Annotated in this window: 16 protein-coding genes; 13 read left to right on the forward strand and 3 right to left on the reverse strand. The window is 27.7% G+C overall.

What is annotated here, in order from left to right; all coding sequences use genetic code 11:
- Positions 1 to 21 precede the first annotated feature (21 nt).
- The 13 genes from G540_RS0103180 to galU all read left to right on the forward strand — a co-directional run bounded on the left by G540_RS0103180 (position 22) and on the right by galU (position 14,748).
- Positions 22 to 771, forward strand: a complete 750-nt coding sequence (locus tag G540_RS0103180; RefSeq protein WP_191975847.1) for a glycosyltransferase family 2 protein — start codon at positions 22 to 24, stop codon at positions 769 to 771.
- A gap of 25 nt (positions 772 to 796) precedes the next feature.
- Entirely contained in the window at positions 797 to 1,834 is a 1,038-nt protein-coding gene (locus G540_RS0103185; RefSeq protein WP_027106851.1) for a glycosyltransferase, read from the forward strand.
- A gap of 19 nt (positions 1,835 to 1,853) precedes the next feature.
- The gene (locus tag G540_RS0103190) at positions 1,854 to 2,957 is read left to right on the forward strand and encodes a glycosyltransferase family 1 protein (RefSeq protein WP_027106852.1); all 1,104 of its coding nucleotides are present in this window, start codon (positions 1,854 to 1,856) and stop codon (positions 2,955 to 2,957) included.
- A 3-nt stretch (positions 2,958 to 2,960) separates the two neighbouring features.
- Positions 2,961 to 4,058 (forward strand): EpsG family protein, encoded by a 1,098-nt coding sequence (locus tag G540_RS0103195; protein WP_027106853.1) that lies wholly within the window; start codon positions 2,961 to 2,963, stop codon positions 4,056 to 4,058.
- A 21-nt stretch (positions 4,059 to 4,079) separates the two neighbouring features.
- Entirely contained in the window at positions 4,080 to 5,207 is a 1,128-nt protein-coding gene (locus G540_RS0103200; RefSeq protein WP_081653535.1) for a glycosyltransferase, read from the forward strand.
- A gap of 2 nt (positions 5,208 to 5,209) precedes the next feature.
- Positions 5,210 to 6,730 carry a lipopolysaccharide biosynthesis protein gene (locus G540_RS07250; RefSeq protein WP_051188951.1) on the forward strand — a complete coding sequence of 507 codons (1,521 nt, stop codon included), beginning with the start codon at positions 5,210 to 5,212 and terminating at the stop codon, positions 6,728 to 6,730.
- 16 nt (positions 6,731 to 6,746) lie between these two features.
- Positions 6,747 to 7,649 (forward strand): ATP-grasp fold amidoligase family protein, encoded by a 903-nt coding sequence (locus G540_RS0103210; RefSeq protein WP_027106855.1) that lies wholly within the window; start codon positions 6,747 to 6,749, stop codon positions 7,647 to 7,649.
- Between the two features lie 312 nt (positions 7,650 to 7,961).
- Complete coding sequence (locus G540_RS0103215) at positions 7,962 to 8,510, forward strand: serine O-acetyltransferase (protein ID WP_027106856.1); 549 nt, start codon at positions 7,962 to 7,964, stop codon at positions 8,508 to 8,510.
- A 25-nt stretch (positions 8,511 to 8,535) separates the two neighbouring features.
- Positions 8,536 to 9,606, forward strand: coding sequence for an NAD-dependent epimerase/dehydratase family protein (locus G540_RS0103220; protein WP_027106857.1), 1,071 nt, complete (start codon positions 8,536 to 8,538; stop codon positions 9,604 to 9,606).
- A gap of 16 nt (positions 9,607 to 9,622) precedes the next feature.
- On the forward strand, positions 9,623 to 10,864 hold the full coding sequence (locus tag G540_RS0103225) for a nucleotide sugar dehydrogenase (protein ID WP_027106858.1): 1,242 nt from the start codon (positions 9,623 to 9,625) through the stop codon (positions 10,862 to 10,864).
- A 39-nt stretch (positions 10,865 to 10,903) separates the two neighbouring features.
- Positions 10,904 to 12,121 (forward strand): YveK family protein, encoded by a 1,218-nt coding sequence (locus G540_RS0103230; RefSeq protein WP_027106859.1) that lies wholly within the window; start codon positions 10,904 to 10,906, stop codon positions 12,119 to 12,121.
- Between the two features lie 236 nt (positions 12,122 to 12,357).
- Complete coding sequence (locus G540_RS07450) at positions 12,358 to 13,812, forward strand: N-acetylmuramoyl-L-alanine amidase (RefSeq protein ID WP_162139324.1); 1,455 nt, start codon at positions 12,358 to 12,360, stop codon at positions 13,810 to 13,812.
- 57 nt (positions 13,813 to 13,869) lie between these two features.
- Positions 13,870 to 14,748 (forward strand): UTP--glucose-1-phosphate uridylyltransferase GalU, encoded by an 879-nt coding sequence (galU, locus tag G540_RS0103240; RefSeq protein ID WP_027106860.1) that lies wholly within the window; start codon positions 13,870 to 13,872, stop codon positions 14,746 to 14,748.
- A 100-nt stretch (positions 14,749 to 14,848) separates the two neighbouring features.
- Here the strand turns inward: galU and G540_RS0103245 are convergent, their stop codons facing one another.
- The 3 genes from G540_RS0103245 to G540_RS0103255 form a co-directional block, all read right to left on the reverse strand.
- Complete coding sequence (locus G540_RS0103245) at positions 14,849 to 16,183, reverse strand: C1 family peptidase (RefSeq protein ID WP_027106861.1); 1,335 nt, start codon at positions 16,181 to 16,183, stop codon at positions 14,849 to 14,851.
- 149 nt (positions 16,184 to 16,332) lie between these two features.
- Positions 16,333 to 17,016, reverse strand: coding sequence for a ribose-5-phosphate isomerase RpiA (gene rpiA, locus G540_RS0103250; RefSeq protein ID WP_027106862.1), 684 nt, complete (start codon positions 17,014 to 17,016; stop codon positions 16,333 to 16,335).
- A gap of 30 nt (positions 17,017 to 17,046) precedes the next feature.
- Complete coding sequence (locus G540_RS0103255; protein WP_051188953.1) at positions 17,047 to 17,325, reverse strand: GNAT family protein; 279 nt, start codon at positions 17,323 to 17,325, stop codon at positions 17,047 to 17,049.
- Positions 17,326 to 17,334 lie beyond the last annotated feature (9 nt).

Genomic DNA, 17,334 nt, shown 5'->3' on the forward strand with positions numbered 1-17,334 from the left:
ATGAGAAAGGAGTAAATTACAATGATTAAAGATTTGGTTTCTGTGATAATGCCAACTTATAATAGTGGTAAATATATTAAAGAAACAATTGAAAGTGTAAAACAACAAACTTATACAAATTGGGAAATTATTATTGTTGATGACAAATCTACAGATAATACAAAAGAAATTATTAAAAATTATGTAGATGGCATAAAAATTAAGTATTATTGTTTATCAGAGAACTCAGGAGCAGCTGTAGCCAGGACTAAAGCGATGGATTTAGCAGAAGGTGAATATATGGCATTTTTAGATAGTGATGATTTATGGGAACCTGATAAATTAGAAAAACAATTGCAATTTATGCATGAAAATGATGTAGCTTTTTCTGCTACGGGATATGAACAAGTTGATGAATTTGGTGACAGATTAGATAAAAAAATACTTCCACCTATCAAAACTGATTACAATAGAATGTTATTAGATTGTCCTGTAGGGAATTCTGCGGTTATGTATAACGTGGCAAAAATGGGGAAATTTAAAGTACCTAATATACGAAAACGAAATGATGATGCGTTATGGTTACAAATGTTGAAAAAAGAGTCATATATATATGGAATGGACGATGTTTTAATGCAATACAGAGTTCGTGATAATTCTATATCTAGTAATAAATTTAAAGTTATAAAATATCACTGGATATTGTATCGGGATATTGAACATTTAAGTATTATGAAATCACTATACCATATAGGATATTGGATTTTTATTAAATTATTTAAAATCAAATAAAAATTTTTAAGGAATTAAAATTAATATGGAAAAAATAGGAATAATTGGTCATTTTGGTAAAAATAAAAATTTATTAAATGGTCAAACAATTAAAACAAAAATTATTAGTGAAGGTTTAGTAAAAAGGTATGGTCGAGAAAATATTAGTTATCTGGATACATACAATTCTAAAAAAGAATTTATAATCAAAATAATAATGTTGATTAGGTTAATGCGTAAATGTGAAAATATTATTATGTTGCCAGCTCATAATGGATTAAGAATCTTTGCACCTTTAATGGTACTAATTAATAAATTTTATAAAAGAAATTTATATTATATTGTAATAGGAGGGTGGTTACCTTCCTTTTTGGAAAAGAGACCTAAATTAAAGAAAGATTTAAAAGAATTTACAACTATTTATGTAGAAACTAAAATTATGGCAGCAAATTTAAAAGAACAAGGTTTTAAAAATATTGATATTCTACCTAATTGTAAAGAATTAAAACATGTAAAGGGAAATGAAATTCAATATTATGAAAAAGCACCGTATAAATTATGTACTTTTTCACGAGTTATGCAGGAAAAAGGTATTGAAGATGCCATAAATGTAATTATAAATATCAATGAAAAAAATAATAAAATCATTTATACATTAGATATTTATGGGCAAGTTGATGTACAACAGCAACAATGGTTTGATGATTTAATGAATGAAGTTCCTGATTATATACAATATAAAGGGATGATACCATTTGATCAGTCAACTCAGATTATAAAGAAATATTTTGCATTATTATTTCCTACTAAATTTTATACAGAAGGAATTCCAGGGACTATTATAGATGCTTATTCAGCAGGGATACCTGTAATTGCATCTAGATGGGAAAGTTATGAAGATGTTATTGATGAAAATATTACTGGTATAGGATATACCATGAACGATTTAAATGATTTTCAAAAAAAATTAGAAATGATTATGAATAAACCAGAATTGATTAATAACTTAAGAAAAAATGCTTTAAAAAAAGCTAAAAACTATGATATTACACATGTAGTTGATAATAAATTAAATCATTTTTAAAACGGAGATGAAAAAACATATGAAGAGAATATTATGTTTGGTATCTAGTATGAATACTGGTGGAGCAGAAACATTTTTAATGAAGGTGTATAGAGAATTAGATAAAACAAAATATCAAATGGATTTTTGTGTAAATACTTCTGACAATTTTTATGAAAATGAAATTAAACAATTAGGTGGTAAGATTTTTGTAGTCCCTATGAAGTCTAAACATCCTATAAAGTCATTTTTAACATTAAAAAAAATAGTAAGAACAGAAAAATATAATTATGTAATGCGAGTTAATGAACATTCTTTGGCTACATTAGATTTAATGGCTGCTAAATTAGGCGGTGCTAATAATTTAATTATGAGATCGAGCAACGCTTCATCGGGGAATAAACTATCTGTATTTTTGCATAAAGTATTTAAATTTATGCCTAACAAGATACCTAATATTAAATTAGCGCCATCTATAAAAGCTGCAGAATATACTTTTGGTAAAGGAACTGTTGAAAATGAAGAAACAAAAATCTTGCACAATGGTTTGGATATTAAAATGTATACATTTAACGAAGCTGTTCGACACCAGTTACGACAAGATATGAATATAGATGATAAGTTTGTAATTGGACATGTAGGAAGATTTTCAGAACAAAAAAATCATAAATTTTTAATAAATGTATTTTATGAAATACACAAAAAAAATTCTAATGCTATATTATTATTAATTGGCAAGGGTGAATTGGAAACAGATATAAAAAAACAAGTTGAAACATTGGGATTAACAGATGCAGTGCGCTTTTTAGGAATACAAAGTAATGTTAATGAATTATTAAATGTTATGGATGTATTTTTATTTCCATCTTTTTTTGAAGGTATGCCAAATACGGTTATTGAAGCACAAACTAATGGTTTACCGTGTGTTATTTCTTCAGAAATAACACAAGAAGTAGAAGTTACAGATTTAGTTATACGTAAATCTTTAGGGAATCCACAAGAGTGGGCGGATTTAATCATTAGTTTATATAATGAACGAAAAAATATAGATAGAACTATATACAGTAATAAAATGAAACAAAAAGGTTACGATATTAAAGATTGTGTAAATAATTTTGAAAAGTGGGTATTTAAGAGAGGGTAATTTATGTCGATATATATATATAACATTTTAAGTGTGTTTGTATATAAATTTTTTATAAAAAGCAAAAAAATATATATAACTATCGTATCAATGCAATTATTTTTAATATTAGCATTAAGAGATGTGACTGTAGGGTATGATTTAGATAATTATATTGCAGGGTATAATTATATTAACACTTTAAATTTTCGAGAAATGTTAGCGACTTTAAAGCTAGGACATGCTAATTTAATATATCCATTTAAATATGAAAGTGGTTATGTAGTATTTAATTGGATTGTAGGACATTTAGGATTTGATTTTCATAGTTTTTTGATAATTGTAGCCGGTATATGCATAACATCTATTACAATATTTATATATAAATATTCAGATAACGTTATGTTAAGTTATATAATTTATCTGGGAATTGGTGGATATATATATTGTTTTAGTATTTTAAGACAAAGCTTAGCGTTAGCGATAGTGTTGTTATCTGTAACGTATATTTTAGATGAAAAATATTATAGAGCCATGATGTTTATAATATTAGCTGTTACGTTTCATATTACTGCTATACTATTTATCCCATTATTAATATTAAGAAAATTTAAAATAACAAATAAATTATATAGAATTTATTTGTATGTTGTGGTATTGATTTTTTTAAGTAGTTATCAATTATATTCTAGAGTGATCTTACCATTTTTAAATAGCATTGGTGATCAAAGGTATACGCATTTAAATTTCCAAATCAATAATATGATGATAGTGTTATTATTTTTAAGTGGTATTATATATTTTTTTGTGAAAGATAAATTTTATAATAATACCAAAAATAATTTTATGTTAGCAGCATTTAGTATGGCTACATTATATGAAATTTTTGGATTATATAATGACGGGTTAGCTAGAGGTATTATTTATTATATGATTTTTAGTATTATTGTTATACCGAATACGATAGAAGAATATTTGTATAGAAGTTATAAATTAGGATATGATGCTAAAAATATTGGATTGCAAAAGAAAATTATATATTTTGTTATTTTAATAATAATGTTAGGGTTGATGTATATTAGTATGAAATATACACCAATGAATCCATATAAAATATATTAACGAAAATAGTAGGTAAAAAAGATGATAAAAATAGTACAATTTATACACGGTTTTAACATGGGAGGGGCTGAGACTTTAGTTAAAGAATATGCTTTGAAAATTGATAAAAATCAATTTGATTTAACTATTGTATGCTTAGATAATATGCATTCACCCTGGGATGAAATGTTGAAAAAAAACGGTATTAAAGTTATTTATATTTCAGATTATCAAAAACGATATACTAAAAAAGATATATTATCTAGAGCATATAATAAAATACAAAGATATTATTTGGTTAAGAAAATATTACGTCAACTATCACCAGACGTCTTGCATTATCATTTAAGTTTAAGTGATTATGTACTGTATGCTAAACTGCGGAAAAATACTAATATATTTTATACTCAGCATTTTCAATTTGAAAATATTAGTCAAAAAAATAAAAATTATTTAAAAAAGGTAATTGCACGATATCCTGTTACTATAATTGCATTAGATAACGAAATGAAGCAAGAATTAATTACAGAGTTAAATTATACTAATGTTGTAGTTTTAAACAACGGGATAGATATTGCAAAATTTCAGTGTGTTAAAAATCGAGACTTAGTTCGTAAAGAATTAGGTATTCCAGCAGATGCTTTTGTAGTTGGACATGTTGGTAGATTTAGTGAAGTTAAAAATCATAAATTTATTATAGAAATATTTGAAAAATTAGTTGAAATTAATCCGAATGCATTTTTATTATTAGTGGGTGCTGGAGAAAAAGAGTATGAAATCAAAAATATGCTCGAAACAAAAAAATTAGATAGTAAAAGTATGATGTTAACCAATAGAACCGATATTCCAGATTTATTAAATATAGTAGATAAAATAATTTTCCCGTCTATTAGTGAAGGGATCAGCGTTGCTTTAATAGAAATGCAAATAGCAGGTAAAATTTGTATTATTTCCGATACAATTCCTAAAGAAACAGCAATTTCTAATTTATTATATCCATTGAGTTTAGAAAAAGATGCAAAGTATTGGGCTAATGTGGTTAATAATTATATTGTTAATGATGTGATATATACAGATTTAGAAGCATGGGATATGGTATCGATTGTTGAAAAATTAGAAAAAATGTATATACAAGCAATTGAAAATACAAAAGCAAGGGAAAGAAACTAATAATGAGTAATACTAGAACTAAAAATGCTATGCGAAATTCAATGGTTGCATTAGTCAGTCAGTTATTGTATATAGTAGTAAGTTTTGTTTGTAGAACTGTTTTTACCAAAGTGTTAGGTACTGCATATTTAGGTATTAATGGATTATTTACTAACATATTGACAATATTATCATTTGCTGAGTTAGGTATTGGGAGTGCGTTAGTATATAGAATGTATAAGCCTTTGGCTAGTAATAATGTACAAAAAGTAGCTCAATATGTAAACTTGTACAAAAAAGTATATAATTATATTATGTTAATAATAACAGTAATTGGTTTAGCAATAGTTCCGTTTTTACAGTATTTAGTAGATGCACCTAATGTTAAAGAAAATATAATTTTATTGTATTTGTTGTATTTAATGGATACGATTACATCGTATATGTTTGTATATAAAAAATCTGTTTTAATTGCAGATCAAAAAGATTATATAGTATCAATATATACTCAAATTTTTAATATTATTATGAATGTATTGCAAATGATTATTTTAGTATTAACACATAGTTTTATTATATATTGTTTAATTAGAACAGCATGCAACGTATTGAATAATTTAGTAACTTCAAGATATGTGGATAAACATTATCCTGACATTGAAAGAGCAAAAGTCGATAAATTAAGTAAGAATGAAATCATATCATTAAAAGAAGATGTTAAAGGACTAATGTTAAGACAAGTAGCAGCAGTGTCATTTGATGGTACTGATAATATTATTATTTCGAAATTTATAGGTATAACTACGGTAGGTGTTATATCAAACTATACCTTGTTAACAACTACTTTTAATGGAATAATGAATAAAATATTTTCATCAATTACTGCGTCTATAGGAAATTTAACAGTTGAGGGCGATAAAGATCATATAGAGTCAGTGTTAAAAAAATTATTTTTCATTAATATGACACTATATGGGTTTTTAAGTGTAGGTTTATATACATTATTACATGATTTTGTTACCAAAATTTGGTTGAATAATCAATTTTATTTAACACAAAGTGTTATTTTTATTATGGTATTAGAAGTGTTTTTAAGAGGAATACATTATCCGTTATTTACAACGAGAAATGCATCAGGAAAATTTTATCAATTAAAATGGATGAATTTGGTATGTGCTATTTTAAATATAGTTTTAGATTTAATATTCGTTCAATTTTATGGGTTAATAGGAGTATATATTGCAACTTTAATTGCTTATGTATTACATAGATATGCAGATATTTATGTAGTATATAAATATATTTTTAATAAATCTGTATTAAGTTATTATAAAATGGTTATAAAGTCTTTGATTTATATGATGTTATGTAGTTTTGGTATACAAGGGCTGTTTAATTATATACCAACTACTGGGATATTAATGTTTATTGTTAAGATTATAGTGGTAACTATTATTTATTGGATTGGAATTTATATATTATATAGAAAAACTAGTGAATATAAATATTTCAAAAAATTAATTTTAGGAATGTTAAAATTATAGACAACAAGGAGAATATATGAAAAATAAAATCAACAAATTTTTCTTTGATGAAAAAGCACGTATGGGATATTTAACTGAATTAGGATTTTATAATAAATTATCTGATCAGAAATATTTAAAAAAGAAATTCAAAGCACTTATGGGATATGAATTAGATTTAGATAATCCAAAAACATTTAACGAAAAATTGCAATGGTTGAAGTTACATGATAGAAAAAAAATATATACTAAAATGGCTGATAAATATGCAATGAGAGACTTTGTAGCAGAGAAACTAGGTAATGGATATACTATACCTTTATTAGGTGTGTGGGATAAACCAGAAGATATAGATTTCGATAAATTACCAACAGAGTTTGTTTTAAAATGTAATCATAATTCAGGTAAAGGTATGATTATTTGTCATGATAAAAACAAATTAAATATTAATAAAGTACGAGATGAGTTGAATGAAGGGTTAAACGAAAACTACTATTTAAAAAATAGAGAGTGGCCGTATAAACATATACCCAGAAAAATTATCTGTGAACAATTTATGCGAGATGATTCAGAAGAAAATTGTTTAACCGATTATAAATTTTATTGTTTTAACGGAGAACCTAAATTGATGTATTTATCACATGATAATGCAGAAAATCCAACTACTGATTTTTTTGATATGTCTTTTAATAGACTTGATATTAGAATGAAAGATCCTAATTCTGATAAAATATATTCTAAACCAGAAGCTTTTGAAGAAATGAAAAGAATTGCTAAAATTTTAGCAAATGGAACTAAGTTTTTAAGAGTAGATTTTTATTATATTGATGGAATAGTATATGTTGGTGAAATGACATTTTATCATAATGCTGGATATACAGAATTTGCTAATTTTGAAGATGATAAAACATTAGGAAGTTGGATAAATATAGAAAATTAAATTAATGTAGTCGCGGAAGTGTTTTATAATTCTTATATATGTCAAATAAGATAATTTCAAGTATCCAATGAACTTTTAGTAGAATGTTGCAGAATTTTTGAAGTGATGTTTATATAGGATGAAATATTATGCAGACAAACATTGAAGTTTTGATTGAATATAAATTAATACAATTATAAGGTTTATTGTTCTTAACGGCCAATTTTTATTGAGGATTCTTTCATTTGAAAGGGTAATTATTTACGTAGAGAAAACTTGAGTAGAAGTAATTGATTTGGCAAAAGTAAAATCAAATATAAAAGGAAGTCATTAATGGTGAACGATTTAATTAAAGAAGATTTATACAGGTATTACGGAAGTACAAGTTTTAAAAGCTTTTTAAAAGCTTTATATCGCAATCCTGGATTTAAATACATGTATTTTCATAGAAAGATTAATTCAACAAGACTAACATTTATGAAAATTATATATAAAATAATTTTAAAGCATTTATCTATCCGATATCATTTTCAAATTCCAACAGCGGTCGAAGTAGGAGGAGGATTTTACATTGGGCATTTTGGTGCAATAGTAATAAATCCAAAAGCTAAATTAGGAAAAAATATCAATATTCATCAAGGCGTTACTATAGGACAAACAAATCGTGGAAATAAAAAAGGAACGCCTATCATACAAGATGAAGTTTGGATAGGTATAAATTCTGTTATTGTTGGTGCGATAACCATTGGAAATAATGTTTTGATCGCCCCGAATAGCTATGTGAATTTTGACGTTCCGGATAATTCCATTGTTTTAGGAAATCCTGGGAAAATAATTCCAAAACAAGAAGCTACGTATGCGTATATTAATAGAAAAGTATAAAAATGTCATGTAATGAGGGAGAAAAATGCTAAATAAAATAAAGTTAGAAAATAGAATGATTTTCGTTACAGGTGTGGCAGGGTTTATTGGATCTAATTTAGCGAAATATTTACTACAATTAGATGATAATATTCAAATTGTAGGAATTGATAATTTAAATGATTATTATGATGTGCAACTGAAAGAAGATCGATTGAAAGAATTAGATAAATATGCTAATTTTACCTTTATTAAAGGTAGTATTGCCGATAAGACTTTGGTGGATAATATATTTAAACAATATCAACCTAGTATTGTGGTGAATTTAGCGGCTCAAGCTGGAGTTAGATATTCTATTTTAAATCCAGATGTTTATATGGAATCTAATATTATTGGTTTTTATAATTTATTAGAGGCTTGTCGACATTCTTATGATGATGGTAAAACAGGGGTTGAGCATTTTGTATATGCATCATCATCATCTGTGTATGGATCCAATAAAAAAGTTCCATATTCCACAGAAGATAAGGTTGATAATCCAGTTTCTTTATATGCTGCAAGTAAAAAGAGTAATGAATTGATGGCACATGCCTATTCAAAATTATATAATATTCCATCAACAGGATTGCGATTTTTTACAGTATACGGTCCAGCAGGTCGTCCAGATATGGCATATTTTGGTTTTACAAATAAATTGAAAAATCATGAAAAAATTCAAATTTTCAATTATGGTAATTGTAAACGGGATTTCACTTATATTGATGATATTGTGGAAGGGATTGTTCGAGTGATGACAAAAGCTCCTGCTAAACAGCAAGGAGAAGATGGTCTTCCAGAACCACCATATGCTATTTACAACATTGGTAATAATCACCCAGAAAACTTATTAGAGTTTGTAGATATTTTACAACAAGAATTAATTCGTGCAGGGGTGTTACCGGAAGATTATGATTTTGAACGATATAAAGAATTAGTTCCGATGCAACCGGGCGATGTACCGGTGACTTATGCAGATACAAGTTCACTAGAACGCGATTTTAATTTTAAACCTTCAACGAGTTTACGAACAGGTTTGCGTGCTTTTGCAGAATGGTATAAATCATATTATAAAGATTAGTAAAGGGGAGTTTTAGATGAGTGGAAAGAAAATAGCAGTTGCAGGAACAGGGTATGTTGGTTTATCCTTAGCGGTTTTATTGGCTCAGCACAATGAAGTTACGGCGGTTGATATTATCGAAGAAAAAGTTAATTTAATTAATCAACGACTTTCACCGATTCAAGATGTAGAAATTGAAGATTATTTAAAAACAAAAGAATTGAATTTAGTAGCAACATTGGATGCTAAAAAAGCATATTCTGAAGCAGATTATGTAATTATTGCTGCACCAACTAACTATGATAGCCAAAAAAATTATTTTGATACAACGGCTGTAGAGACAGTAATCGATTTAGTTATGAAATATAATCCAGAAGCTATTATGATTATTAAATCAACAATTCCTGTTGGATATACTGATGCAATTAGAGAAAAAACCGGTAGTAAAAATATTATTTTCAGTCCAGAGTTCTTACGTGAAAGCAAGGCTTTATATGACAATTTATATCCTAGTCGAATTATTGTGGGTACTGATGAAAATGATTTAAGATTAACTGAAGCCGCTAATGAATTTGCATCATTGTTAGCAGAAGGTGCCATTAAAGATAATATAGATATTTTGTTAATGGGATTTAAAGAAGCTGAAGCTGTAAAATTATTTGCTAATACTTATCTTGCTATGCGAGTATCTTATTTTAATGAATTAGATACATATGCAGAGTTAAAACAATTAGATACAAAAAAAATCATTGAAGGTGTTTGCTTAGATCCTAGAATTGGTACTCATTATAATAATCCGTCATTTGGATATGGTGGATATTGTTTACCGAAAGATACTAAGCAATTATTAGCAAATTATGCAGATGTTCCAGAAAATATTATTGGAGCTATTGTTCAATCTAATAGAACACGCAAAGATTTTATTGCTAATCAAGTATTAAAGCAAGCAGGGTATTATAGTGACAATAGTTCCTTTGATGAAGTTTTAGAAAAACCAATTGTCATTGGTGTATATAGATTGACTATGAAGAGTAACTCAGATAATTTTAGACAAAGTAGTATTCAAGGTGTAATGAAAAGAGTTAAAGCAAAAGGTGCAGAAGTTGTAATCTATGAACCTACGTTAGAAAATAATTCTACATTTTTTGGAAGTCGTGTAGTTAATGATATTGATGAATTTAAACAAATGACAGATGCGATTATAGTTAATAGATATGAAGATAAATTAGACGATGTTTTGGATAAAGTATATACACGCGATTTATTTAGAAGAGATTAATATTATTAAATCGTATTAATCTTTAAGGAGTATAAATCAATGGATAATAATGAAATGACACACAATATTAATCGATTATTTGAAATATTTATCAAGTATATTTATTTAATAATTATAGGTATTATTATAGGTGGGGTGGGAATGTTAATTTTAACAAGAACCACTCATAATAAAAATACAGATAGTTATGTTGCAAATGTATCGGTTTTAATTAGTCCTAATAAGCAACTCAATAATACTGAACAAAAAACAGGTATGGTTTCAATGGGAACTTATGAAGAACTAGCTAAAAAAAGAGTTATATTACAACCATTATCAGATTATTTAATTAATCATGGTTATAATGTAAAACCTAATAAACTAATTGAAAAAATAACAGTTAATAATACTAATAATTCACAAATTTTAAATTTTATTATTAAAGATAATAATAAAACTCATACTACGCAAATAGCTAAACAGTTTATTAACATATATATAAAAGAAACGTCAACATTAATACCTAATAATAAGATTAGTGTGCTTTCTAATGTAGATGTTCATAAAGTTAACATACCGAAAAAAAGTGAGTTAAAGAGAGTATTACTGGGAGTGTTTATAGGTGGTTTATTTGCTTATATACTTGCTTATTTTTTAGATTTAAGAATTAAAAATAAAAAAGATTTGAATAAATTTGTAAGCAGAAATAAAATTTCTAACTTAGGTTTAGTAAGCAAATCACACGTTAACGATGACAATTTTATAAAAAAACTTTCTCAAAAAATAGAATTAGTGATAGGAAAAAATAAAGCTGTATTAATTAGTTCGATAAAAAATAATGTTTATCAAAATAGAATTATTGAGTTGTTGAGTAGTAATTATAAACAACAAGGTTTAAAAGTGGCTATAATTGATTTTAATAATATTAATATAGCTAATGACTCAGATAAGGTAAATATCTGGGATGTTTTAACGGATCAAGTGAATTTAAATGAACAATTATTAAAAAAAGAGTTATTGGTTTTAAATGCAGATGAAGACAATGATGTTTTTCTTGTGTTAAAATCAGCGAAATTAGATGTACTGATTGGTCAGTTAAATGAATATTATGATATTGTTATGATTAATATTCCAAGTGAGTTAAAATATGAACATGATATCAAAAAAGTAAATGATATTGTTTTTGTTGTGGATATTTCTAAAGATAACAAAAAACAAATTGTTGAAAAATGTCAAGAATATTCTGACATGGAGCAATTGGGTATTTTTATTAAATAATATATTAATTAAATATGATTTAAAGAAAAGATATTATACAGATAATATGTGTATAATATCTTTTTTTAGTAAAATTTATTACATTTTGAACAAGATAATATTTAAAGAATGTATTAAGATGTTTATTTGACAAGGTGTATAATTTGCTATATTTTTAGTTTATGTGATTAAAAATATAAAGAAGCATTTAGTAGGAGTGAGTTAGGTTGAATAGAAAATTTTTAATAAGTAGTTTTTTGACGATAAGTATATTAATGTGTATTAATGATAATTTTATTTCTGCAGATGTAATCAAAAAAACAGATACACAAAATATAACTGTAGTAAATAAAGATACGCATCAAGTAAATGATAGAAATGATATTTCACAAAATAGTCAATATAAAACAACTGAAAAACAAAGTTATATTAAGTACAGTGATAAAAATAAAATAACAAATGATAAAACTGTTAATGAACTAACGTATAGCCATAAGAGTGTAAATGATAAAAAATATGGACAACAAAAAATAAACGGACATTGGTATTTATATAATGAAGAAGGAATAATGCAAACAGGCTTTCAATATATTAAAGACCAAGATAAAACAGTTTATTATAATGAAGCTGGACAAATGCAGTATGGACAACAAAAAATAAATGGACATTGGTATTTGTTTAGTACAACCAATGGTGCTATGCAAACAGGCTTTCAATATATTAAAGACCAAGATAAAACAGTTTATTATAATAAAGTTGGTCAGATGCAATATGGACAACAAAAAATAAATGGACAATGGTATTTATTTAGTACAACAAATGGTACTATGCAAACAGGCTTTCAATATATTAAAGATCAAGATAAAACAGTTTATTATAATGAAGATGGACAAATGCAGTATGGACAACAAAAAATAAATGGACAATGGTATTTATTTAGTACAACAAATGGCAATATGCAAACAGGCTTTCAATATATTAAAGACCAAGATAAAACAGTTTATTATAATGAAGCTGGTCAAATGCAATATGGAAAACAAAAAATAAATAATAAGTATTATTTATTTAATCAATTTAATGGGAAAATGATGACTGGATGGATTCTTTTGAATGGTGTTCAATATTATTGTTATTCAGATGGACATATGGCAATTGATGAAATTATAGATGGTAAAAAATTAGATATTAACGGTAAGTATATTGCAGTAAAATTATTTGTTATTTCTGGGCATGGAGCAGGTGATCCTGGCGCATGTGCTAATGGTTACAGAGAAGCAGATTTAACAAGGTTATTAGCAAAACAAATTAAACAATTAGGTGGTAATCGTGTATTAATAAGTGAATATGATAGAGATTATTATCAAGATAATGGTATAACAAAATTAAAACTACCTATAACAACATCTATTATTGAACTTCATTTAGATAGTGCTAGTCCTACTGCGCGTGGTGGCCATATTATCAAACAAAAAGGTACGAAAGCTACAGAAAGTGATATTAAGTTAGAAAAACTTATAACTAAATATCTTCCAGGTAGAAGTAAAAAAATTGTTTATAGAGATAATTTAGCTAACCCCAAGCGTGCGATGAAACAAGGTTATGATTATAGATTGATGGAATGTGGTTTTATAACTAATAAAAAAGATGTTAAGGAATTTCATGAATATTTAAGTGAGTTAGCAAAAGGAATATTGGAAGCATTTGGAGTATAAATGTGCTAGTATATTTATAATGAGTATATTTATAAATAGGTGAAAGGAACTTAAAATATGAAAGTAAGAAAAGCAGTGATTCCAGCAGCTGGTTTAGGAACACGATTTTTACCAGCAACTAAAGCGATGGCTAAAGAAATGTTACCAATTATTGATAAACCAACAATTCAATATATTGTTGAAGAAGCTAAGAAATCAGGTATTGAAGATATTTTAGTAGTTACAGGTAAAGGTAAACGTCCTATTGAAGATCATTTTGATTCTGTTCCAGAATTAGAACAAAATTTAAAGTCTAAAGGTAAAACTGAACTTTTAAAATTAGTTGAAGAAACAACTGATATTAATTTGTTTTTTGTACGACAATCTCACCCACGTGGTTTAGGTGATGCTGTTTTAATGGCGAAAGATTTTATCGGAGATGAACCATTTGTTGTTATGTTAGGTGATGATTTAATGGATGATGAAGTTCCATTAACTAAACAATTAATGGATCGTTATGATGAAACACAAGCTTCAACATTAGCTGTTATGCGTGTGCCTCATGAAGAAGTTAATAAATATGGTGTGATTGATCCTATTACAGAAACAAAACCAGGGTTATATGATGTGAAAAAATTTGTTGAAAAACCACCAGTTGATCAAGCTCCATCTGATTTAGCAATTATTGGACGGTATTTATTAACACCTGAAATTTTTGGAATGTTAGAAACTCAAAAACCAGGTCAAGGAAATGAAGTTCAATTAACAGATGCAATTGATCGTTTGAATAAGATTCAAAGAGTTTTTGCACATGAGTTTAAAGGTGAACGTTATGATGTAGGTAACAAATTTGGTTACCTTAAAACATCAATTGATTTTGGATTAGAACATCCAGAAGTTAAAGATGATTTAAAAGCTTATATTAAACAATTAGCGCAAAAATTAGATGAAGAATAAACTGATATTTTTAGTGTATCTATTATAAATTGTTTATTATAATCTAAACTAAAAAAGTCCCACCTTACATTGTGTAAGGTGGGACTTTTTTATTGTTTGCTTAAGCTAATGAACCCATTGGATCCCAAGGAGCTAAAACAGTTGCTTTTTCATCTAAAACAGCTTGTAATTCAGCTGGTAAGAATTTCTTGTTAATAACGATTTGGTAACAGAATTCTTCCATCCAGTCATCACTCATGACGAAGAAACCTTTTGTACCAACTTTAGGTCCCCAAGAGTTTTCGACTTTCCATTTTGTAGGTTGACCTTCAACTAAGTCAACACCTGTTAAAACCATAGCGTGAGTCATTAAGCTTTCGCCGTATTCGAGGCGTTCAGCTTTAGACATGGATAAGTCAATATCAAGTAATTCTTCTTTCTTGTAAAGTTCTGTATCCATAATACCTTTTTGACGATCAGATTCTTGACCAACATCACAACCGAACCAGATGCTTTCGCCGGATTCTAATTGTTTGATAGCTAATTTACGGAACATATCCATATCAACGTTTAAGTGGCGAACTTCACGGCCATCGACAACGTTACCTAACATTTCTACTGTGTAGATATGGTTATAAGGTTTATCTGTTGTAGGAGCGTTAATAATTGAGACATAGTCATTCAAGTTCCAACCAACATATTTTTCTAAGAATGTTTTTGGAGTTAAGTCGCGTTCGATATGATAGTTCTTATCTTTATCACGATATTCAAAATCAAATGTTTCTGGAGGTGTACCGAAGCTATAACTTGCTAAGCGGTAAACTTCATCTAACATTTTTTCTTTTGTTTCAGCAATACGTTCTGCTGATTCGCCAGCTTGAACTAATTCACGTAAACGAGTTGCATCTTTTCTTAATTTAAGATTTAATGTAGCGTTGAATTCACGTGATGCAGATGAACTGAAAGTTTCTGGCATAACTGATTTAGGAACTACACCATATTTTTCGATGATGCTGACAATCATATCCCATTGTCCGCCATCTTGTTGAGGTGTTTGTAATAACCAAGCAACTTTACGATCTGTTGTTGGTAATTCAGCTGTTGTTAAGATGTTTTCATAGAAATAGTTAGCTTTTTCTAATTTATCCCAGAAGAAAGTAAAGTTTTGTGATAATTCAAAATCATCTGGTAATGAGAAACGATCACGTAAATCATGACGCATTGTGTTTAAGGCTGCGAACATCCAGCAACGACCAGATTGTTTTTGGTTAGATACTTTACCAGTATCAATGTCGATAGAGAATGTTGGGTCCATTTTAGCGATTGATTTATAATTTTCACTTGTTGCGAAAATACCGTTTTTTGTAACGGCTCTTTCAATCACATCGTGTTTTGTTGTTTTATGGAATGAATCTTTAAATTTATTAAGTTCTGTTGTATTAATTGCTTTAGTCACTAATAACAACCTCCTATATAATTAAAATTAAGCTTAAAACTATTGTAAGCCAAATTGAGAAAATAGTAAATAAGATTAAAAAACAATGTTAAAACAATAATAAAAAATTAAAAAATCCCCCTTACCAAAAGGTGAGGGGGATTTAGCTATTAGCGAGCTTCTAAAACTTCGGGGCCATCTTGGCGGCCTACGATAACAGTATTAACTGTATCTAAGAATAAACCGTGTTCAACAACGCCGACTTGGTTAATTAAGTAATCGGCTAAAGCATGAGGATCTTCAATTCGTTTCAAGTGAAGATCAATAATATAGTTTTTGGAGTCTGTTAATAAGAATTCACCGTCATCCAATTTTCTAAAAGTTGGATTTAAGCCAGCTTTTTCGAATTTTTCAAAAACTTTTTGGCTACCATATGGAATAACTTCAACTGGGAGTGGGAAAGCGCCAAGTTTTTCGACTAATTTTGTTTCATCAACAATCCATAAGTTACGATCGGAGTTTGTTGCGACAATTTTTTCGAAAAGTAAAGCAGCACCGCCACCTTTGATCCCGTGGAAATCATCACTAATTTCGTCGGCACCATCGATTGTAAGATCGATGTGATCAACTTCGTCCACTGATTTCAAAGGAATTCCAAGGGCTGTAGCTTGTTCTGCTGTACGAATGGAAGTTGTGACACCAGTAATCTTAAGGCCTTCTTCTTGAACACGACGTCCAACTGCATCTACCATAAACTTCACAGTTGATCCGGTCCCTAAACCTACGATCATGCCATCCTCAACCCATTCAGCTGATTTTTCACCGACTAATTTTTTAAGTTCATTTTGATCCATTTTATAAAACGCTCCTAAAAATATGATAATTTATTTGTTGAAGAGTAAGTCATTGTAATCCATATGAATTTTGAAAAAAGATTGTGCAAATGGTGTTAACGGGAGTACCGTTTTGTTTTCGTCTTTGATTCTTTTTAAGAAATTCAACCAAATTTTATCACGGGCGTCATTTGTTAAATGTTCGTGTTTCCAGCAACGCTCGATGACATATGTTTGCTCATGATTAATTAAAAAGAAACCAATTTCGAGTAACTTTTCACCATTTTTTTGATAGTAAATTAAAGGATTTTCATTTAATTCATAGTTCATAACAGTATG

This window comes from Ligilactobacillus ceti DSM 22408 (assembly GCF_000423245.1).
In the GTDB taxonomy this organism is placed as follows: domain Bacteria; phylum Bacillota; class Bacilli; order Lactobacillales; family Lactobacillaceae; genus Ligilactobacillus; species Ligilactobacillus ceti.